The organism is Paraburkholderia jirisanensis (assembly GCF_054782355.1).
Map to the genome: position 1 here is coordinate 1168481 of NZ_BAAGSQ010000033.1, position 20739 is coordinate 1189219.

The window sequence follows — 20739 nt, forward strand, 5'->3', positions numbered from 1 at the left end:
CGACGTCCCCTTAAGACTCGGGCTCGTTTGATCGCTGTGTCAATCATCCAGCACACGTCAATTGAGGAGCGTCTCGACGATTCCAGCAACCGCACAGATTGCGACGATGGCCAGAGGAGGAGTCTTCCATCGGATCAGCAGCAAGAACGCAATCGTCGCAATTGCAAAGTCGGGTGTGGAACGCACTGCCCCCGTCCACACGGGCGAGTAAAGCGCTGTTGCAAGCAATCCGACGACAGCAGCGTTGACACCCGAAAGCATCGCGATCATCGATGCGCGTGCGCGTAACGCCTGCCAGTAAGGCAGAGCGGCAATGACGAGCAACAGACCCGGCAGAAAAATTCCTCCAGTCGCAAGAAGCGCCCCATACCATCGATGTGGCTCCGCACTTAACGACCAGCCGAGAAACGCCGCAAAAGTGAACAGCGGGCCAGGCACTGCCTGCGCGGCACCGTAGCCCGCCAGAAAGTCATTCGGCGATACCCAGCCGGTCGCGACCGTTTGCCGCTGCAAAAGCGGCAGCACCACATGGCCACCGCCGAAGACCAACGCACCGGAGCGGTAAAACGCGTCAAACACGCGGATCGCGTGGCTGCCCCTGTCGGCAAGCGCGGGCAGTCCAAACAGCAGTACACAAAACACTCCCAACGCAACTGCACCGGCAACACGCGGGACGCGAAATTCACTTGCCTGTGTCGCGCGAGTCGTCGCGATGGGCGTGTCCGCCTTGCACAACAGAACACCAAGAACCGCGCCAAGAACAATTACGATCAGTTGCGCGTACAGCGTGGTCAGCACACTGAGCACAGCGATCGCAACAAGCGCAATCGCGGTACGCACACGATCCGGGCACAGACGCCGTGCCATGTCCCACACTGCCTGCGCGACAACCGCAACCGCGACCAGCTTGAGCCCGTGGATGAGCCCCTGACCGACTGGTCCACCTAGCGTTGGCGAGATAGCAGCAAAGGCGAGCAGCAACGCGACCGATGGAAGTGTGAATCCACACCACGCAGCGAGCCCGCCCAACCACCCTGCTCTCAGAAGCCCCACCGAGAATCCGACCTGGCTACTGGCTGGGCCCGGAAGAAATTGACACAGGCCGACCAGATCCGAGAACGATTCGTCGTCGAGCCACCGGCGTCGCTCGACAAACTCGCGGCGGAAATAGCCAATGTGCGCAATCGGCCCACCAAAGCACGTCAGCCCGAGCTTGAGAAAAATCGCGAAGACCTCGAGCGCGTATCTAGCTCGAGCTGGACGCGACGACGGCATGCCCGTTCTCATGGATTTGCGGTTCCGATTGCTTACATGCGGGCTCGCATCGTACGGCGCTGCGCATACGCAGTCAACGCTCGAGGTACGGTGCGATGCCCTGTCTTGCCGTCCGTTTCAGGCAACGGCCCGGTGTCGGCGCGTGAAAAAACATCCGCCAAGTTTACCGACCGTAATCGCACTGTCGCTAAACCTTAATAGCACCATGTTTCAATTCGCCCCGCATCAAAGTTGACTCTTCACTAAGAATTTCATAAGTCCCCATCTTCGCTTACTCCCCCCTTTCGCTTAAGCAAAGCGTGGAACAGCACGGTTGAATCTGGAGTAAAAATACATGTTTCGTAACGCCCTTTTGCCCATTCCCCTAGCCGCGATGGCGCTGGCACTGGCGGCATGCGGCAGCGATGACAACAACAGCACCCCTGCTGCCACGCCGCCTGCCGCGGCCGTTTCGGTGCAGGATGCTGCGGTCACCGCCACGCCGATCAAGCACGTGGTCGTGATCTTCGGCGAGAACCGTTCGTTCGACCACTACTTCGGCACGTACCCGAACGCAGCGAACCCGCCGGGCGAAACGCCGGTGTTCACGGCGCTGCCGAACACCCCCAAGGTGAACAACCTGCTCGGCGCCACGCCTTCGCTGCAGACGGCCAACCCGAACATGATCAACCCGTCGAATCTGGCGATCGTAGTGACGCCGGCGATTCCGGCCTCGGGCACGCAGGCTGCCGTGCCTGCCGTGACGATTTCGCCGTCGCTGCTGAACCCGTTCCGTCTTGACCGTGCTCAGGTGAACACGGCCGATCAGAGCCACTCGTATGGTCCGGAGCAAAGCGCGTACGACAACGGCGCGATGGACGCCTTCCCGGCCAACACCGGCAAGGCGACGACCGGCGGCGCTGGCCAGTTCGGCACGAAGGCACAGGTGCTGGGCTACTTCGATGGCAATACCGTCACCGCGATGTGGAACTACGCGCAGAACTTCGCGATGAGCCAGAACGCGTACACGGACACGTTCGGCCCGTCGACGCCGGGCGCGATCTCGGTCATCTCCGGCCAGAACAACGGCGTGGTGCCGGTGGTCGGCACCGCATCGACGGTGGCCGACGGCCAGGGCGGCCTGAGCCTGATCGGCGATACGGACCCGGCAGGCGACACGTGCTCGTCGAAAACCAGCACGATGCACATGACGTCGAAGAACATCGGCGACCTGCTGAACGCGAAGGGCATCACGTGGGGCGGCTTCATGGGCGGCTTCAACCTGCAGACCGTCAACGCCAACGGCTCGACGGGCTGCAGCCGCACGACGTTCTCGAGCGTGCTGGGCGGCAATGTGCCGGACTACGTTCCGCACCACATTTTCTTCCAGTACTACCCGTCGACGGCCAACCCGACGCACGCCCGCCCGAGCACGATCGCAGCGATCGGTTCGTCGGTCGAAGCGGACGGCGTGACTGCTGAACCGGCCAACCACAACTACGACACCGACGACTTCTTCGCAGCGGTTTCGGCAGGCAACTATCCGTCGGTCAGCTACCTGAAGGCTCCGGCAATCGGCGACGGTCACCCGGGCAACTCCGATCCGATCGACGAACAGGCGTTCGTCGTGAAGGTGGTCAACTTCCTGCAGCAGCAGCCGGACTGGAAGAACACCGCCGTGATCATCACGTACGACGACTCGGATGGCTGGTACGACCATCGTTATCAACCGCCGAAGACCGCTTCGTTCTCGGGTTCGGATTCGTTGAATGGTCCGAGCACCTGTAACGTTGCCGGCACGTCGGTGCAAGGCGTGGGCGTCAATGGCACGGCAGTGCAAGGCCGTTGCGGCCCGGGCACGCGCGTTCCGTTCCTCGTGATCTCGCCGTACGCGAAGGCCAACTACGTGGACGACGTGCAGATCAACCAGTCATCGGTGGTGAAGTTCATCGAAGACAACTGGCTCGGCGGTCAACGCATCGGCCAGGGTTCGAACGACGCGAACGACGGCAGCATCATGGGCATGTTCGACTTCACGCAAAGCGTGACCACGCCGCGCACCCTGTTCCTCGATCCGAACATGGGCACGAAGCTGGCGGCGGCTCCGACGAACTAAGGAAGAAGGTTGTTTCATCTGTCCCGGGTCCGGTGTGCGAGCGTCGCGCGCGTGCCGGCCGGGGATGAAGACGATCAGCGTATTTCGTGTCGAGCCTGGCTCTCCGCCGGCTCGACTTTTTGCTTTTTTGCTGTTGTGCTTTTGTCTCTCTGATTTCACATGAACCAGCGATCCAATACCGCTTCGCCGACGGGTCTCTCCGCCGGCGGCGCCCCCGCACCCGATGCCGCTCGCCGGAACTCGCGTCGCACCGTGTTGTGGAGCCTCGCGGTTATCGTGCTTGCCGCGCTTGTCGTGAGCGGCTATGCGCTTGTCTATCCGCAGCGGATGCCGGAACCGGTGGGACAACTGGTCGAAGACCTGACCGGTGCGAATCCTCATCCGATCGTGCTCAAGCGGCCGGTGGTGCAGCCGTTGAGCGGGCTCGCGCAACTTGGCAAACAGATATTCAACGACCCGTCGCTGTCGGCGTCGGGCAAGCAGTCTTGCGCGTCGTGCCACAGTGCGCAGAATTCATATGGGCCGCCGAATGCGTTCCCGGTGCAGCTTGGCGGTGCGCATATGACGCTCGCCGGCTACCGGTCGCCGCCGTCGCTGGCGTATCTGTATCGGCAACTGGGTTTCAGCATCGGGCCTGAAGCAGCGGAAACGGATGTTCCGCCGGATCTGACTGCGCTTGCCTCGCAGGCGGCGGGCACGACGCGCGCGGTGAAGACCGCCGGCGTTGCTCCCGCGGCACCGGCGATGGTGCCGCAGGGTGGGCTGTTCTGGGACGGACGCGCGGATACATTGCAGGATCAGGCGTTGGGGCCGCTGCTCAACCCGGTGGAGATGGCTAACACCAGTGAGGCCGACGTGGCGCATAAGCTGATGGCGGCGAAGTATGCGGATTCCTTCAAGGCGTTCTTTGGGCCGAATGTGCTCAATACGACGGGGCTGCTGGTGGCGGAGGCGATGTCGGCGGTGAGCCGGTACGAGTTTGAGGACCAGTCGTTCCATGAATTCAGCAGCAAGTACGATTACTGGCTGGAAGGCAAGGCGCGGCTAACGCAGGCTGAACTGCACGGCATGCGGCTTTTTAATGACCAGAACAAGGCGAACTGCGCGGGATGCCATTTGAGCCAGCCGAGCAAGGATGGCTTGCCGCCGTTGTTTACGGATACGCAATATGAGGCGCTGGGCGCGCCGCGTAATCCGGAGATTGCGGCTAACAAGGATCCGAAGTTCTATGATCTGGGCGTATGCGGGCCGTTTCGCCATGACCTCGCGAACCAGACGCAGTACTGTGGGATGTTCCTGACGCCGACGTTGCGCAATTCGGCGAATCGGCCGGTGTACTTCCACAATGGCGTGTACCACACGCTTGAGCAGGTGATGGATTTCTATAATTTCCGCAACACGAATCCGGACAAGATCTATCCGCGTGATGCTTCGGGGAAGGTGGCGAAGTACAACGATATTCCGCCGCAGTTCCAGGCGAATGTGGATGTGGTGGATGCGCCGTTTGACCGGAAGTTCGGGGATAAACCTGCGATGACGGATAGTGAGGTGCGGGACATCATTGCGTTTGTTAAGACGCTAAACGACGGGTTTAAACCTAACTAGGGGTATGGCGCGCGACAACAGACCATCAGCCGTTTTTGCGAAGGGTTGATGGTCCGGTTGTCTGACTCATCTCTTGCGGCGCTCAAGCCTGCGGCTTGCGCTTCTTGAACGCTTTCCAGTGGGACGTATGCCTCATCTGCGCGATGCTCATATGCTCCATGTCCATACGAGCCTCCGACGCATAGTGCCGCGCGAGCGTTTCGAGCCCTTGGAACAGCACCTTTTGTTCACTGGAAAGCTGCTCGTCGCGCGCGATCGTGCCTGTCAACGCACTGAGTTGCGCGAGTTGGTCGCTGATGCGAATGGCATGCTCGACAGCGTTGAGACTGAAACGCTCGAGATGTTCGTAGCGTTTCTTTTGACGTTTCGACGACGTCGATTGTTCGATCTGCTTGTTCATGGCGATTACCTCACAATACGTTTCAATGCAGCGTGTGCGTGGGAGTGGCTAAGGATTCGCCGATACCGCAGCCACGCAGCAAGTTGGCTACGATCAGCACGATCTCTCCATCAACCTCAAGCGTCGCGGCATCGACCGCGTCGTTGAGTGCGCCAATCATTTGCGCCCGGTCCGGTTCGAGCGTATCCATGCATGCGATCGAGCGTGCAAGCGCACCGATCTTCTTCAGGTTGGACTGGTAGCGGTTGACGGTTTCGAGCGCGATCCTTCCGGCGTCGTGCAATGACTCGTTGCGAAGCTTCAGCTCTTCGTACGATTTGCCTTTGGGGTTACTAGTCATTCTGCGTCCTCCACTGTCAAGGGGAAGCCCGCATCACACAAAGGATGGTGAGCGGGCACATGACAGGGCTGGCGGACCGGGACAGACCCATTACCGGCAGACCCGAAGGTCTCCCTGCCAAGGCCCGCCCATTGACAATAGACGTGCAGAGGCAAAGCACGACCTGCCTGACGCAGGCGTGCGTGGTGGATCATAGTCGGTCAGGCCGCCAGGCCTGAGCCGCCGATGTTTTGGCGGGCATCGAAAGTATAGGGTGCCGTGGGGGTGAGCAGATCAACCAAGCGTGCTAGGTTTTAGCTTAGATTGTTTCAGAGTTCTATCTATGGCGGAGAGTTGGGGACGAGTGCTGTGAGGGCGTGAGATGACGTCTTTTCTCATGACACCGGCTTCCAATCGAGGTACCGCCATTTTGAGCGCGCCGCCCGATCATCGGATGCCTTCCGAAGGTCACAAGCATCATCAATCTATGTCGCGTTACTCGACTTCGTGTCGCACGATCGGCGTAGAGAGTCACTGCATCTCTCGAGTTTCAGTGGTCCTCGGAAAACGCACCTCGATCTGGAACGGTGATCAGTTCGCTTACCGACACGTAATCACCTTGGTAGTCCATCTCGGCTTTGACCCAGAGTTCGCTATTTAACGGCACAACAACGCTGGTCGCATCGTCGAGGTCGGCCTTTGGCAAGATGGCATAGCCATCCTTCAATTCAACTGGTCGATGCAGATGGCGGAAACCGACCCTTTGCCGTCATTCGCTTATCGGCTCTGATCAGGCGCATACATGATGCTTTCCAGACATTCGCACGTCGACGGTCGTGAATGACCGGTCTCATTGAAACCGAATATGCATCTACGACCCTCCATGGCTGCTCGAAGGCCTGACGGCCGAGTGTCGGATATCTCGCTTGAAGACTGCTTTTGAGATGCGGTCGGGCTAACAGCGGGTACGGGTTCGATTTATCCCATTGCAGGATACGCGTGCTCGTAGGCGTGCAGCGTTGGTCGAGCGACACAATGCGGCCGATAGGGTCCATCAGCCGGAAACTCTTGCCTTGCCGATGGTGTGCAATCTCTTCGAGTCTTCGACATAAACCAATACCGCTTTGTATGGTCGATGACCCCAACGCCTCGTGGTTCTTGATCATTTCGCTACAGCCTTATTGGCATGCGTCTCATAAGCGCTATAATCATTAATCTCCGAGGTTTGTTATTGTCACACGAAAATCAATAAGAGGAGTTACGCGATGGGGCCATCTTCTGAGCAAGGACGCGTAGGTGCAGTGAAAGCAGTTCTCGCGCGCGAGGACACTGTCCTATTCATCGGGTCGGGCGTTTCGCTTTGGGCAGGACTTCCATCATGGTCACGGCTTATCGAAGAACTCGCACAGTTCATGGAGCATAACGGCATCAATGCTGACTTAGTAAGACGGGAAGCAGCACGAGGTGATCTTTTACAGGCGGCGAGCTATGCGTTTGACCGCCTAACGAAGCAGCAAGCTGGGGATTTTATTCGTTTCGCTTGCCGATACGGGAGCGCAAAACCTCACGAGATCCATAGAAAAATCGTGAATCTAGGACCTCGCTGCTTCGTTACGACCAACTACGACGATTTGATTGAACAAAGTCTCCGTATCTGGCAACCCGATCGTTTTTACCGGCCTCCTGTTACGAATCGACACCTAACGGAAACAGCCGAAATTATCCATGCTCGTGCGACCGATTTTATTTTTAAACCTCACGGAGATGCAGGAGATAGTGAAAGCATAATCCTGACGCGTGAACAATACAGGCTTTTGATGGCTAATGGAGAGCGCCACGCTGCCTTGGACTCACTGAAAATGTTGCTTGCGAGTCGTCCTGTCGTGTACGTCGGATTTGGTCTGAGAGATCCAGATTTCATGTATTTACGCGATCTTCTCGCGAATACGTACCGGGGAGGGAGTCGTGACCATTACGCGATTATGGCTGACGTCCAGGAACAGGAAGACGATTATTGGCGTCGGAATTTCGGCATTCATCTCATCGGGTATGAGACGCAGCCAGGTCCGGATAACTCAATAGATCACTCTGCACTCCTCGCGCTGCTCGATCAACTGCTTAGTATAAATATAGCGACGCAACAACCCGACAACTTTAACCCCGATTCAGCAGACGTGCTCTTGGCCTTGGCGCGGCACGCGGCGGCACTCAGTCGCGCTCCGAAATTGACACGCGAATACTCGATTCGGGTTAGCGCCGAAATGACGCGAGGTAGAGGTGTATTCGCGAAGCCAGCTATGTTCAATCACGTTGCGGTCGACACTTTTTTGATCGATGGACCTAGGCGAGTCGCATTGACGGGCTTGCCCGGGGCTGGAAAGTCGTATTCAATGCGGCGTGCGGCCGCAACGCTAGCTGATCGGCTACACGAAGTATGTTTATCGGAATCTGACGCCCGAAGCATTGTAGTGCCCCTTTTCGCAGATCTGAAACTCTACCGCGGTGATCTGCAATCTTTGATAAACCAGACCTTACCTTCTGGATTGCGACTTGAAGATCTGCTCAAATCGTTCCGGGTGAAAATATTTCTCGATTCATTCAACGAACTGCCCCGAGAGTACTGGGAAACCGGGGTATATGAGAGTGATTTTCAGCGATTTTTCGCCAAGGCTAGTGACGCGTCAATTGTGGTTGGTTCTCGCACATCGGATGGGCTGAGCAAGCTTGAGCTTTTCGTCTATGGTTTGGATCACATTGACGATTCCATAGTCGAGGAAGAGCTTAATAGGTTGTGCATCACTATCGACGGGCGATTCCGTGATGAAATGGTGAGATTATTGCAGCGACCATTTTATTTTCAATATGTGGTTAGCGGATCGATCAATCTCCCTAAAGAGCCACATCCGCGCGATTTTTACAAGGCTTTGCTAGGCAATGTCAGCAACTCCTTTTTGTCTCGGTTCGGAGTTACTTTAGACGTTGAGGCCGCGCTTTCTGCAGTCGCTTACGATGCACTGAACCGTGGCGAAGAGGCGTTTCCGCTTAGCGTATTTATGACCGTTTTGGAGGTGAGCCGCGTTTCCGATGACCTCGATCAAGCAGGTTTGTCGGTCGCCGACTTTGCTAACTGGTTGGTTTCAGTTTCGCTGCTAACTCCATACAGTGGAGGGAGAATTGCATTTATACACCAATCGGTCACAGAGTATCTTGCCTCAATGGAGTTGGCGAAGCGTTATATCGTAACGCCTTCGATCCTCCTCGAGAAAATGACGCTTAAAAGATGGGACCAAGCGCTATTTTTGACATTGAGTCTATTGCCTAGCGATAGATCTCAAGAATTTCTCCGGGAAGTGATTGAATGCGATTTCGAACTAGCACTGGATGCTTCTAAATATATGGAATTTCAGCGCGATTCTGTAATATCGACCCTCCTTGATGAAATTCCGGCTCGACTATCTGAAAAAAGCATTGAAGAATGGAATATCGCCTGGATTATGGAGAGACTTCCAATTACCAAATATCACGAATCGCAATTGCGTCGACTTATTGATCTGCGTGGCAGTGTTGGCGGCACTGCGGTTGAAAAATTAATGCTCATTAAGGGTTTCGATTTCAAAGAGGAAGCTTTTTCTTTATTATTTAAGCATTACGACGATTTTAATTTCTGCCGCAATGGAGTTGCGCCTGCGCTCGCACCGTATGTCTCGGAAGACGACTTGGCCAGCCTAGTACAATTCTCCGACGAACTCGATCAAATACTTGATTACGAAGCAGACAACGATGCAGCGGCGGGTTTCACTTGGAGCACAGACGTCCTGTTGGGTGATATTGAGCTTGCGTTAATTAAACAAGCGTTTTTCCCCGCTTCTGTCGATATGGCGTTCCCACGGACGCGAGGTTTAGTGTTATGCAATCTGCTTCGAGATCGTCATACGACGGAATCGTTGAACATAGTGGCAGATTTGCTAGTCAGGGGCGTCGATGAGGCGGTAACTGCCATCACGTTTATCGGGAAATTCGCCGAGCCCGCTGCGAATGTTTCTTGGGACGTGTTCACCACTGACCACCTCGCAAGACTAGAAGCGTTGCTTGAGAACGGTGATGCTTGGGCGGTCGATGCTCTTCGGCAAGTTTGCTCAAGACGTCATGACCTTGCTAGTCTTGTAATTGATAGGGCGCAGAGGGCCGGCGCGCTGCGAAAAGGGGTGATGTTGTATTGTGCGAATCCGGGGAACTTATCCCCAATTTTTGAGGCGCTAGACGAACTGGCCACCCTGACAGCGGAAGAGCGGCAGACGCTAAACGTCAAGGCACTGCGTCGTATTGAGTTCGACTGGCTCGGGAAGGACGCTCTGTTCACGAAACTTCTTAAACTTCGTGATAGTCGTCTTGTATCTGCGTTACTACGGGGAGGGAGTCACCCCCAACTGCGAGGTTTACACCGCATTGACGTGGGTGACATCGAGTGGTGGCTGTTTTGGCTGTCAGAGCTTGAGAATGATCGTGAAACGAAAATACTTGTGGGGGCTATGGGTTCTGTTCTCGTTGAGTATGGAGGCGCAGTCACCTCGCGACTGCTGCTGACAGAATTTCAGCGAGTCGATTCTCCGTTCAGAAGCGTGTTATTTAAAGTGATTTCACACATGTCGGATGTTAGTACCGACACGCTGAGTGAGGATGCAATTTCGTTTTCTTTAGCAGACCTACGCCGGTCTGACAGTGCTACCGGGTTCGAGGGCCATCTGCTGGGAAAGATTGCAACAGAACGTTTCGTGACTGAGAGACTCCTCCCACTGCTTCCGATCGCTGAAGGGAGTTTTTTAGAGAATTTGGGGGCGGTGTTAGACCAAGCTGGCAAGCGCCACGGGCGTAGGTATCTATTGCGATAGCGAACGCAAAAGGTCCGCACATCGATCGCATGACACAATCATCTGCGTATGCCTCTCGTCGTTGTGAGATCCCGTCTCGATCATGGCCTGCTTGATTCGCTCAAACGCATCTTTACGAGCGGGAGGTACGTCCAACTGACGGGAGAGATGATCGAAGACCAGGGCGGCCACCTGAAGATCCTCCGAGGTCTGCAAATCTTCATGCTCAAGACTGGCCGGCATAGAGCCCGGATCAATATGCGCGGCACGAATCGATCCTCCAAGATCGGAGAAGGCATACGAACAGGCTTCGGCTCGTTCAGCCGGGCTTTTAGCAGATCCGACAACATCAACCATCGATTCGGCGAATCCAGTAATAGGTGCGACCAGTACCATGGCGAATGCACCTAAAGCTAGCTGGAGTAATGCGCCTCTCTTCATTCCAATTCCTTTTGTGCGCGTTAATGCCTGTCGCGGACCGACGAGTTGTCCGGAAGTTCGAAGGATCCATGACGCAACAAACGCCAATTGTCAACAATCCAGGCAACGACGTCGAGTGACTGTTCTTGGCCGACCACTGCCCGATGCAACCAGCATAAACCAACCCATAGGAGACTCTTTTGTTTCCCGAAAACGGCCCTTCAAAGGCATTATTTGAGTTTTTCGCGGCTAGCAAAAGCTGCGAGAGTCAGCCTTAACCGGGTTAGATAAGAATCAATGAACCTCATCGCAAAGCTTTTCGGGTCTCGCTCACATTTGAACGCGCCCGCACAAACGGTCTATCTATTTCCGGATGAATCGATTTCCCTTCGCGCCGCGCTTGAGCTCGTTGTCACTAGCAGCGACAATCAATTCGTTGCTCAATGCATATCGCACTATTCCGGTTATATCAGGGAGGCGGCAATTGGTCGGGCCGTCGAGCTCGGCGGTATTCCGTTTTTAGGATCGATAGCCGAGCGAGTGAACGATTGGGTACCGGAGGTGCGACGTGCCGCGACAAACGCGCTACTTACGCTTCTCGCAACCGTTCCGGCCGAGCAATTCGTCTTGCTCATTCCACGACTGCGCGGTCTCATGCTGGCCACGCGTACGGACCATAGGTCGTGGTTGTTCGAGTTTGAACGGCGTCTCGTAGAATCCGGCGGGGCCAAAGCCATTGTCGCGGCAGTGACCGCGACAGATTTTCAGCTCAGGCGCGCTGCGTTTTTTGTGGCACGAGACCATCACCTTCTATCGCTTGTTGAAACGGTAGAGCATGGTCTAAGTTCAGGAGACTTAGTGCTTGCGCTATCCGCAGCTTCCCTGCTGGATCGCATACCGGCTTCGGACCAAATCAAATGCATCACCCTTGCCACCGCGTCTCCGTTCGGGCCGGTCCGCCTTGCGGCACTTAAACTCATTTCAGAGCGCAATAGTAGTTCCGATTACGAGCCGTTCCTGTGGCGCGCCACACTCGACTGCCAGGGTAGCCTGCGGTCGGCGGCCGCCCGATTGCTGATCGAGCGCGGGCGGGATGTTGTTGCCTACTGCAACGCGACGCTCGATGCGGGGGAATTGACTGCCAAACAAGTCCGCGCAGCTTTATCGCTTCTCTGCGAGCAGCATGCGCCGGAAATCGTCCCGACGCTTACGAGGTATGCCAGCGACGCACGAGCCGATATTCGCGCCCATGCGGTCACCCTGCAGGCCAGGCTTTTACCATCTCTCAAAGACGAGATTGCGTCGCGTGCGCTTCTCGACCCATCCAGAAAGGTCAGAAAAGCAGGAGTTCACCTGTGCGCTTGTGGAGCATTTGTCTCTCTGGAGCTCGTCAAAACGATGCTTGTTCGACATGAAGACCGTCGCGCAGCATTAGCGATCTGCGCGAGAGACAAATGGGAGAGCCTCACATGCATTGCGCTCATCGCAGAACTTCATGCGCCTGCCGAAGATGATTTTCCGGATGTAAAGGAGGCGTTGAGACGTTGGATCGAAGACCCGACGTCATCGTGGACGAAACCCAATGGCGAACAACGCTCCATTTTGTCGAGTCCAGAAACGACAATGCGTCTCTTCGATCTAGCCGACGATCGAAAGCCGCAATTGCGTGCACGGCTCCGAGAAGGGGGGATCGAGTCTTAAGTCCGGCTTTTAACCGGGACCCTGTGAAGGTTGCAGGTCGACGATCCAGATCTCGCGAGGTCAAGCATCGCAAGCTCGCGGGCATTCATGGATATCTACTTCGCAGCGGAGAATCCGGCGTTTGCAAAAATGGCTTAGGGGTAAAGCGCAAGTGAATGAAAACGCGGAACGCTAGCGTTGTGTCATTTCGAAGCTTCGAGTTCGACGTCCGCCGAAGGCGTGATTTGCTGGATATCTGCGGTGTGCTGCTGGGCTTCCGCGGCATGCTGTTGGGCAACGATTGCCTGGGCGCGCTCCATGCTGGCGCGAATGCGACCTACATAGATGCTCGGATCGTAGCCTGCCTTTTCCAGATCGACGAGTTCCTGTCTGACCTGCGCGCGCGTGAGCGGCTGGTTCGGGTCGGCGTGTGCAAGCGCGGGAGCGACAGCTGCAACGGCGATCAGTAGGTAGCGTGCGGCGTATTTCATAGCGAACTCGGCTTCATCTTCTTTGGCACTACATGCTCGGGAACGCTGCTCGAGACAGCGCGTTTGTTGAGAGGATACCGGGTTTACGCGATTAGGGTAAATACTAGACAAAAAAGAAAATTCCCTAAGATTGACGAAGGGAAGCGTATGCAAATTGTTAGGTTTGCGCGCAGCGTCCGGCGGCAGCATTGCTCTTCCCTGGTTACGGAACGCCGTATGGGAGTCAATTGAAGATCGTGCCGTTGTCGAGCAATGCGATCGGCGCTTGTCGACCCACGTCAGCCTCTCGACCTTGTGAAGTCAATGGCAACTTCCGAGGTACAACAGCCACTCGCCGAGCCGCGTGTGACGGGGTGTGAGAGTAGCGCCCTTGATATCATGCCCGACGTTGCAGCAACCGCAGCAATAGCCATTTGGAGGTAATCGTTGGAAACGGCCATTGATTATGCATGCTTTAGCTATTTTTTACTTAGTCGCGTTAGTAGTTTTGGTGATATTTACATCGATTTTTACCGCATATAAATGCTAATTTCCCAGTACATTATTAATTGTATTTTTGATTTTTAATGCCCGAACAATCCTGACTGGAGAAATTCAAATGAAATATATTTTCGTGGTTTCAGTGCCTGACTCGTGGGAGGCCGATACCGCATTCGAAGCTATACAAGGGGCGGATTTGGACAGCGCTAATGGGCCCTTTGTAGATAGTTTGCTCCTACCTGATTGGACCCCCCCGAATTCAGTGACATACGGCCTTTGCGCGACCACGGGTAGCATTCCGAACATTCGTCAGAAAATTTACAACGTGGGCGGTGATTCGTTCAATCAAATTCGAGTCGTGCAACTGACTGATGCCGATATTGCAAACGAAGCATATACGCGACGTGATCTCAAACAAATAGAAGATTTTATCCGGAAGGTATTTACTGCGTTGGGCGCAGGTGTCGACATTGCCGGAATCCGTCGCCGAGACGATTCGGACACCGATTCGGACATCGATTCGGACTGACCTGCCCGGTTTTCCAAGACTACGCAGTTCTAGCAATAACGGCGTTGGTTGAACTGCTTTCCAGCCGCTGGCGGTACGCCAGCGGCGTCTCGTAGTTCAGGCTCGAATGCGGCCGAACTTCGTTGTAGTGCCGGCGCCAGTCGTCAATCACAATTTTCGCTTCGATCCGGTTTTGGAACTTGGCCACCCGTAGAGCGGATTGCGTGATTGCAGCAACCCAAAGTTGGCAAGGTCGTTGAGGCCTGGCCGTCGGTGGATCGGTGGCTGGAATACGCGAACCTCGACAATGAGCCCATCCGGGCCACCGGATTCACGCTCATGGCTCGGACGTTTGCGCGGCGTGCAAATCACGGGGTACCAGCCCGCCTGCGCGGGCCGGTACCAGGCATTGAAACTCGAAGAGAAGAGATCAGTCCTTTGCTGCGGCGAAGTGGCCGTCGCCCGCGGCCACGAACGAGAAGCTCCGATCCTTCGCGCTGCCGTTTTATCTCCAACCTTGAGGTAGAGATCCGTTGCGTTGAGCTTGATAATTACAGCGTTGTCGCGCGTGTCACCGTCGTTGTAGACCTGCGTAACCGACGCGCCGTTGATCTGAGAGAAGCCTGGCCGGAAGGACACGTTGTAGTGGCCTTCCGTCGTGCGGGTCACGCTGAAGTTGCTTCCATACTGGATTGTGCCGTCCGCGTTGATGGTGCCTACGATGATCCGATCTGACATGATGTCTACCCCAAAGGTGTGGTTGGAAAACCCGGCCCCGCGCATAGCGGACCGACGCTTACGCGCGGTGTTCGGTTGCAGTTGGCCTGCTAGAGCCTCGGTGAAATGCCGAGCAAGAGGCGCAAGCCCGCCTCAAGTCAATCCGGCTAATTCAAGAAATTTATGACGCGTGCATGTTTCCCCGGGCCACGACGGCAGCACGGTCGAGGAATGGAACGTCGCAGTCTCGCTCGTCGTTGTGCGCGGGCCAGCTTGAAAGGTACGTCAGCATGGCCGGTCTCATGTTGTGTTTATAACTATTCGCGCAGGTATCACCGAGTCAGCTCGCAAGTGCCGCGCACCCCAGACATTGCGAATAGTTCGTGCTACGGCATTGCTGACTGAGTGCTGACTATGGAACGATTGCTCGGCGGTGATTTGAGCATGGCGCGCGGCAGGGGAACCTCCCTAAACGGGTAGGTATCTCGATCGTATCCGCGTCTCAAGTTGGTAGACGGGCGAGTTCGCATTGAACCCTGCGGGCAATGCTCATCGCTTCCAATGGTTGCTCGCCCTTAACCGCTTCCCCACTTCGTTCCCACCAGCGTATCTCCGAACACGATTCTTTCAACCGCCCCGCTCTCGTGACTGGAAGTCAGGCACAGCGTTGGAATAGCGAACGTTATCAGGTGTTCTTCCTATCATCCGGACGGGTTGCGATAAGCAAGCGGTGGGCACCGCGATCGCTCCGCTCCGAGCCGGCGTGTGTTTGCCAGGTCCGGGCGGCCGGCCCATGCCGACAAGGCAACGCGCAGAATCGACGCCAGCCAGGCTGGGTCGCATCTGCTCAACTTGATGAGGAGAATCAAATGGGGTGGCTAAATACGCTCAGCCGGAGCGACTTTGACAAGAAGGCGAAAAAGCCGGACAAGATGGACGGTCTTGAAGTGCCGCCGTCGACGACGCTGTTTCAGAGCGGTTTGCCTCGCAATGACATGAATCTCACCCGTCATCATGTGATCCCGCACATGCTGTTGATCGAGGTTTGGGAACACGCAGTGGCCAAGCAGCACAGAACTGTCATCGACGCATTGACGGTCTGGGCCGGCAAGTCGCCGTCAACCGACCTGCCTGCCTCGTTTACTGCGACAACCCCTGATCCGCAGGCCGTGCTGCGGCGTGTCGCATGGAATCCGTTCAATATCGTGTACGGGCCGCTTGGCGAACATCGCGTCGACGATCCAGGCTCGGACTTCGATCACTTCGAGTTCCGCGTGCTGACTCCGGCGAACCCTACCGGTAGTGCCACGGCGCAACAGCTGAAAGATGAAGCGCTGGCGCGCGCAGATTTCAATCGTCATTTCGGCACGCTTCGGCGTATTTACAATCTGATTGTTCGCTATGTCAAAGATGATGTGTCCAGTCAAGACATCGAAAGCCTTTGCACGTTGCTGCGCTCCGACCTGCCGGCGCGCTATCCAAGTCTGAATGCCGTTTTCAACAAAAGCAAAAGCAGCAACAAAGCACTGCTTTCACCGGATTTATGGGCGAACTACTCGACCGATCCCAACGTGTCGCCGGAGGATACTTTCGCCACCGCTTCGGCAAAGGCGACGAAATTTGCGGGCGCCACGGCGGTCGTCGTGCCATGGAACGCAACGAGCTGGCTGCCCGAACCCGACCCTGTGTTGCCCCTGGACGCTCCTCTGCGGATGGACGATGCACTCGTGTGGCAGAGCCCCGGAGATTTGCCGCCCAACGCGCACCACCGCACCGACCTCGAATTGTCGGGTTTGGCCGGCGCGGCACTGCGAGTGAGGATCGTTGCGACCGCGCGAGAGTCGGGCAAGCGAACGGGCCTGGCACAGCTGTCAGGGCCGCAAGGGGAACTGGAAGGTTTGGCGCGAACCATTGCGTCTGAGTTGGGCAAGCTCAACCGGGATGGCTACGACTTCAAGATCCTCGCGAAGTTCGGCGCGCATCCCTCTGCGCAACTGTCGTTTTACGACGTGTAAGGCTTGAAGCCATCGATCACGCCAACGCACGCGATTGTGGCGAATGTCTTTTTGATTGTTGCCGCATTTAGCGACGCGACGACACCGGCGAATTTGCGCGAAGGGCGATGGAACCTACAGGATGCACCACCCGCGCTGTTTCATCCTGGCGGTTCCAGTTTGCTGCTCGGCAAGGATCAGAAGTGGTCGAATACCGAAGCGTGATTCAACCAAAGCGTCGAACGGCAGCTCGGGGCTGAATAGCGTGCATTGCCACAAGTGTACGGATCTGAGCAAACAGAGATCCGATCAGTCAACTGGGCCAAGCAACACGTCGATTGCGGCTTGCCCAGCTATCTCGGCTACCAGGTAGGCCCAACGCTCAGTGAAGGGGCCGTTGCGCAACGGTATGCGCCCTCCACGGGCGCCGAGCACTTCGAGGTTTGTGCCGCCTTGTATCTGAAAAGTGACGTCAAACGTGTCGTCCGTTGATGGACTCAATTCGACTTGAATCTCAAAGCCGCGATACGTGATCGTTCGGCGCATGGACGCCTCTGTCTGGTCGTTGGAGAGGAAGAAGGAAAGAAAATCAGAACGGTGCTCATCAACGGACGCCCGCTAGCGGCACTCCGTAACGTCCAGAGCGTAGACGAATTTTCCGGCTGCGCGATCGCACTTCTGCAACTGCGTCGGGACATCATCCTGCCACTCCCGGCGCCCACCGTTATGCCCGTTATGCGATTCGACGGGACATCACCGCATTTAAGGGCGGTTCGCAAAGTTGCGCATGCGCCGTTACTCACCGCGGAAGACAGATGCAGGCAGTTCTCTTTACACCGAAAGCCGTTCGATTTCGTCGAATAACATGAGAAGTCGAGCCACACGGGTCCTGCCATCGGATAGCAGACGCTGGTGCGCGGAAAGCGAAATAATACGACGACGCCAGTACCGTAGTCCAAGCGGGCTGTCCGGCGCAAGAAGAGGAACTACGTATTCAAGGTGCGCCAGTTCGTCTTCGAATTGATTGTGCAGCATTTTGTTCCCCAGCAGCTATTTCGTGTCCGCAGCGATTGTCGACTAACTGCGGTTGAATGTCTGCCCGCTACCGTACAAGGTATGCGGTGGAACCCAACCCGCTTGCGCAGTTTTTGATGCCGCGTCATGCAGGTCGACAAGCGGTACGACACCGTACAGACAAGCCGTCGCCTGCTCATTACGCTGAACGCTCAAAGGTAGACAAACCGGCTTGCCTCAGCTGGATTCGCAACCGCGCAGAAGACCTAGCTTCACGCAATCATCAGGTGGGTTACCGGCGTTGCCGCGCCACCAGCGAGCCAGCCCTATCTAACGCCTTAAATCCAGGGAACAGCATGACTTACTCGATGTGGGGCATTTTGACAGCCATGACGTTGATTTTCTCGGTCTCCTTTCACCGGTATCAGAAAAGCGTAGCGCGAAAGCAGGAGATTCGCTGGTTGAGCGAGCACCACGTGATCGACAGGCTGCGCGATAGACTCGGTTTGTAGTCATGCTTCGGGTATGCACAGCAAACCCGTATGGCTCGGTCTGCGCGGAGTCATTTCCGGGCGCACTGGGCACGTGTCACGTTTTAAAGACTGGCTTTGGAGGAGTGGACGAAATGACCCTGAACTACGCAGGCAGGTCGCACGATGAAGCCGTCGCAGCGCGGCACAAGCAGAAACAGAAGGCGCAGGAACAGGCGGGCGGCGTCATGGCAATAGAAGGCACGGAGGCCGACGCCGAACATAGTTGCGGCAACCTGTCCGAGCAAGGCAAGCAGGTATGGCGGACTGGAAGCGGAATCGACGGTGGCGGGAAGGAGTGACGCGATCGCGTCAATTCGACGTTAGGCATATCGAGCACTTCATTCCGTCCGTATCGCTCGCCAACCGGCAGGTGTGCTCTTATCGGTTTTTTGTTTCCCCGTTTCCACGCGAGGCTGCGTCCTCTTTTTTTGAACCGTCGATGGTCAGGATCGCATCGAGCCGCCGCCAGCACCTAGCCATTTTCTCGCGTGCCTGATCCATTGCTTCGGCTTCCTGTATGAGATCTCCACGGCGTCTCGCTCTTCAATTTCTGCGGCAACCGGCATGCCATCATCCGCCGCACGCTGCATGGCTTCTCTGCGCCTTTTGCTTTCTGCCAGCTCTTCCGCATTGACCTGGTCATCGTTCATGATCCACTCCTGTGAGACATACTGGTTCGCCGACAGGCGGTTAGCACCGCCCGGATAGCCGGGACTGCGCGACAACATCGTAACGGTGTTTGTGACGCACACGTCATCCGTCCACAAAGACCCGTTGGGAAACAGGCATGCTGGACAGCTGCCCTTCGTACCGGCTTGCAAGTTCGTGTACGACAGCCAGCGTGATCAACGCAGCGGGTGTAATGTGACGCTCTCTTGCTGCCAGATCGACTTGTTGCAGCAGATCTTTGAGCAGACTGAAGTCGCCATCACGGTGAACATAAAACGGATATTGCATGCCCTGCTCCACTCCAGTTGCGGACCGACCGGCATTATTCAACCAGCGTCCGCTTGCCTGACCGTTGCCGTCGGCGATATCCCCGCCGTATTGCATCGCGAGGTCGATGGCATGACCCTCGGTGGTGGGACTTGCTGTAGCGAACAACGTCGCATAGCGCCGCGCCTCGGCGTCGCCGGGCTGAATGGTATCGATGCACACGATGGACGAAAACTGCCGCGGGCCTTTGGCATACGGGTCACGATGCAGTAGAAATTCGCATGTTGTGCGAGATTGTCTTGGGCACCATTTCCTTGACAGAGATACGAGGCGCCTGCGTGGACGATGCGCGCGTCTGTGTCGAACGTCGGTACGGTGCCGTACGCGCATGCGTCTGCATCGACGTGCGATGCAACAAGCGATGGACGAAGGCATCGCCCGTCCCGAAGATCTGATCGCCGCGACCAGAATCGGGCAGGGAGTACGATCGACAGGCATTCTCAGCTTTTTTTGCGCGCTATTCGCCTTTTATGCCCACAAACAGCCAGAACACGGCATGATGTCGCGCTGACGCCCCGAACTATAATTTGAGTCAGGCTCTCCCGCCGCCGTGGGAGCGCAGCTGCGACCTCGTTGCCCGGTTTGCAGCAGCACGTTGAGGAGCGGTACATGGCAAACGTGGATCCCGCAAGGAAAAATCATCTGCTGTCGGTTCTGCAGGAGGCGGAGTGGGCGCGGGTGTCACCTCACCTGGTACGCGTCGATATGCCGTTGGGTCAGGTCGTATACGAATCCGGCGATCGTCTCAATCACGTTTATTTTCCGGTCACTGCCATCGTCTCACTGCTGTACGTGATGGAAGACGGCGCGTCAGCAGAAATTGCGATCGTCGGCAATGAGGGGCTCATCGGTATCGCACTGTTCATGGGTGGGGAGACAACGCCAAGCCGCGCAATCGTGCAGAGCGCCGGCGAGGCGTACCGACTCGATGCGCGGATCCTGAAAGAAGAGTTTCACCGTGCCGGCCCAGTGCAGCGGCTGTTGTTGCGCTACACCCAGGCGCTGATTACCCAGATGGCGCAGACCGCCGTGTGCAACCGACATCATTCGATCGATCAGCAACTCTGTCGATGGCTGCTGCTCAGCATAGACCGCCTGCCGTCCAACGAACTGAAGATGACGCAGGAACTGATCGCCAACATGCTGGGCGTGCGACGTTCCGGCGTCACCGAAGCGGCGTTGAAACTACAGGATGCGGGACTGATTCGCTACAGTCACGGGCATATCGAAGTGCTGGACCGTCCCGGACTGGAAGTACGCGTATGCGAATGTTACAGCGTGGTAAGACGGGAATTCGAACGACTGTTGCCCGATCTGAAAGCACTGTAGAAATCGCACCGTGTC

At 56.4% G+C, this 20739-nt stretch carries 20 protein-coding genes and 1 pseudogene; 10 read left to right on the forward strand and 11 right to left on the reverse strand.

The genetic code is table 11. The features are described 5' to 3' along the window. Positions 1-57: 57 nt before the first annotated feature. A complete protein-coding gene (gene chrA / locus ACYVNQ_RS37235; protein WP_460910753.1) occupies positions 58-1287 on the reverse strand; it encodes a chromate efflux transporter in 1230 nt (409 codons plus the stop codon). 322 nt (positions 1288-1609) lie between these two features. Between chrA and ACYVNQ_RS37240 the strand changes: the two genes are divergently transcribed. Next, positions 1610-3370 carry a phospholipase C gene (locus ACYVNQ_RS37240; RefSeq protein ID WP_460910756.1) on the forward strand — a complete coding sequence of 587 codons (1761 nt, stop codon included), beginning with the start codon at positions 1610-1612 and terminating at the stop codon, positions 3368-3370. 159 nt (positions 3371-3529) lie between these two features. Beyond that, positions 3530-4975 carry a cytochrome-c peroxidase gene (locus ACYVNQ_RS37245; protein WP_460910759.1) on the forward strand — a complete coding sequence of 482 codons (1446 nt, stop codon included), beginning with the start codon at positions 3530-3532 and terminating at the stop codon, positions 4973-4975. An 82-nt stretch (positions 4976-5057) separates the two neighbouring features. Here ACYVNQ_RS37245 and ACYVNQ_RS37250 read toward each other — a convergent pair whose 3' ends face one another. From ACYVNQ_RS37250 to ACYVNQ_RS37260, 3 genes are all read right to left on the reverse strand, one after another. Beyond that, a complete protein-coding gene (locus ACYVNQ_RS37250) occupies positions 5058-5375 on the reverse strand; it encodes a hypothetical protein (protein ID WP_460910762.1) in 318 nt (105 codons plus the stop codon). 22 nt (positions 5376-5397) lie between these two features. Beyond that, entirely contained in the window at positions 5398-5715 is a 318-nt protein-coding gene (locus ACYVNQ_RS37255) for a hypothetical protein (protein WP_460910765.1), read from the reverse strand. A gap of 529 nt (positions 5716-6244) precedes the next feature. Beyond that, positions 6245-6421: a hypothetical protein gene (locus tag ACYVNQ_RS37260; RefSeq protein WP_460910768.1), complete on the reverse strand. Its 177-nt coding sequence runs from the start codon at positions 6419-6421 to the stop codon at positions 6245-6247. A 538-nt stretch (positions 6422-6959) separates the two neighbouring features. Between ACYVNQ_RS37260 and ACYVNQ_RS37265 the strand changes: the two genes are divergently transcribed. After that, on the forward strand, positions 6960-10583 hold the full coding sequence (locus ACYVNQ_RS37265) for an SIR2 family protein (RefSeq protein WP_460910771.1): 3624 nt from the start codon (positions 6960-6962) through the stop codon (positions 10581-10583). On the opposite strand, the gene ACYVNQ_RS37270 is transcribed toward ACYVNQ_RS37265, so the two are convergent. Next, a complete protein-coding gene (locus ACYVNQ_RS37270) occupies positions 10572-11003 on the reverse strand; it encodes a hypothetical protein (RefSeq protein ID WP_460910775.1) in 432 nt (143 codons plus the stop codon). The two genes, ACYVNQ_RS37265 and ACYVNQ_RS37270, sit on opposite strands and share 12 nt — an antisense overlap. A 276-nt stretch (positions 11004-11279) precedes the next feature. Here ACYVNQ_RS37270 and ACYVNQ_RS37275 point away from each other — a divergent pair, with 276 nt between their 5' ends. Beyond that, on the forward strand, positions 11280-12683 hold the full coding sequence (locus ACYVNQ_RS37275; protein ID WP_460910778.1) for a hypothetical protein: 1404 nt from the start codon (positions 11280-11282) through the stop codon (positions 12681-12683). Between the two features lie 182 nt (positions 12684-12865). On the opposite strand, the gene ACYVNQ_RS37280 is transcribed toward ACYVNQ_RS37275, so the two are convergent. After that, a complete protein-coding gene (locus ACYVNQ_RS37280; RefSeq protein ID WP_460910781.1) occupies positions 12866-13342 on the reverse strand; it encodes a DUF4148 domain-containing protein in 477 nt (158 codons plus the stop codon). Between the two features lie 409 nt (positions 13343-13751). Between ACYVNQ_RS37280 and ACYVNQ_RS37285 the strand changes: the two genes are divergently transcribed. Beyond that, the gene (locus ACYVNQ_RS37285; protein WP_460910784.1) at positions 13752-14162 is read left to right on the forward strand and encodes a hypothetical protein; all 411 of its coding nucleotides are present in this window, start codon (positions 13752-13754) and stop codon (positions 14160-14162) included. A gap of 19 nt (positions 14163-14181) precedes the next feature. Here the strand turns inward: ACYVNQ_RS37285 and ACYVNQ_RS37290 are convergent. Both ACYVNQ_RS37290 and ACYVNQ_RS37295 read right to left on the reverse strand, forming a co-directional pair. Further along, a pseudogene (locus ACYVNQ_RS37290) lies at positions 14182-14340 on the reverse strand (integrase core domain-containing protein); the annotation flags it as partial. Beyond that, positions 14310-14879 (reverse strand): hypothetical protein, encoded by a 570-nt coding sequence (locus ACYVNQ_RS37295; protein WP_460910787.1) that lies wholly within the window; start codon positions 14877-14879, stop codon positions 14310-14312. The pseudogene ACYVNQ_RS37290 and the gene ACYVNQ_RS37295, both read right to left, overlap by 31 nt. 848 nt (positions 14880-15727) lie before the next feature. Between ACYVNQ_RS37295 and ACYVNQ_RS37300 the strand changes: the two genes are divergently transcribed. Both ACYVNQ_RS37300 and ACYVNQ_RS37305 read left to right on the forward strand, forming a co-directional pair. After that, the gene (locus tag ACYVNQ_RS37300) at positions 15728-16873 is read left to right on the forward strand and encodes a hypothetical protein (RefSeq protein WP_460910790.1); all 1146 of its coding nucleotides are present in this window, start codon (positions 15728-15730) and stop codon (positions 16871-16873) included. Between the two features lie 3 nt (positions 16874-16876). Further along, positions 16877-17077 carry a hypothetical protein gene (locus tag ACYVNQ_RS37305; protein WP_460910793.1) on the forward strand — a complete coding sequence of 67 codons (201 nt, stop codon included), beginning with the start codon at positions 16877-16879 and terminating at the stop codon, positions 17075-17077. Between the two features lie 84 nt (positions 17078-17161). On the opposite strand, the gene ACYVNQ_RS37310 is transcribed toward ACYVNQ_RS37305, so the two are convergent. Continuing rightward, the gene (locus ACYVNQ_RS37310) at positions 17162-17398 is read right to left on the reverse strand and encodes a hypothetical protein (RefSeq protein WP_460909952.1); all 237 of its coding nucleotides are present in this window, start codon (positions 17396-17398) and stop codon (positions 17162-17164) included. A gap of 1093 nt (positions 17399-18491) precedes the next feature. Between ACYVNQ_RS37310 and ACYVNQ_RS37315 the strand changes: the two genes are divergently transcribed. Further along, on the forward strand, positions 18492-18698 hold the full coding sequence (locus ACYVNQ_RS37315; RefSeq protein WP_460910797.1) for a hypothetical protein: 207 nt from the start codon (positions 18492-18494) through the stop codon (positions 18696-18698). Between the two features lie 144 nt (positions 18699-18842). Here the strand turns inward: ACYVNQ_RS37315 and ACYVNQ_RS37320 are convergent, their stop codons facing one another. Beyond that, the gene (locus tag ACYVNQ_RS37320) at positions 18843-19049 is read right to left on the reverse strand and encodes a hypothetical protein (protein WP_460910800.1); all 207 of its coding nucleotides are present in this window, start codon (positions 19047-19049) and stop codon (positions 18843-18845) included. Positions 19050-19152: 103 nt separating this feature from the next. Continuing rightward, positions 19153-19557: a hypothetical protein gene (locus ACYVNQ_RS37325; RefSeq protein WP_460910803.1), complete on the reverse strand. Its 405-nt coding sequence runs from the start codon at positions 19555-19557 to the stop codon at positions 19153-19155. Positions 19558-19756: 199 nt separating this feature from the next. Between ACYVNQ_RS37325 and ACYVNQ_RS37330 the strand changes: the two genes are divergently transcribed. Continuing rightward, positions 19757-19906 carry a hypothetical protein gene (locus tag ACYVNQ_RS37330; protein ID WP_460910806.1) on the forward strand — a complete coding sequence of 50 codons (150 nt, stop codon included), beginning with the start codon at positions 19757-19759 and terminating at the stop codon, positions 19904-19906. A gap of 98 nt (positions 19907-20004) precedes the next feature. Next, the gene (locus ACYVNQ_RS37335; RefSeq protein ID WP_460910809.1) at positions 20005-20724 is read left to right on the forward strand and encodes a Crp/Fnr family transcriptional regulator; all 720 of its coding nucleotides are present in this window, start codon (positions 20005-20007) and stop codon (positions 20722-20724) included. The last annotated feature ends 15 nt before the right edge of the window (positions 20725-20739 follow it).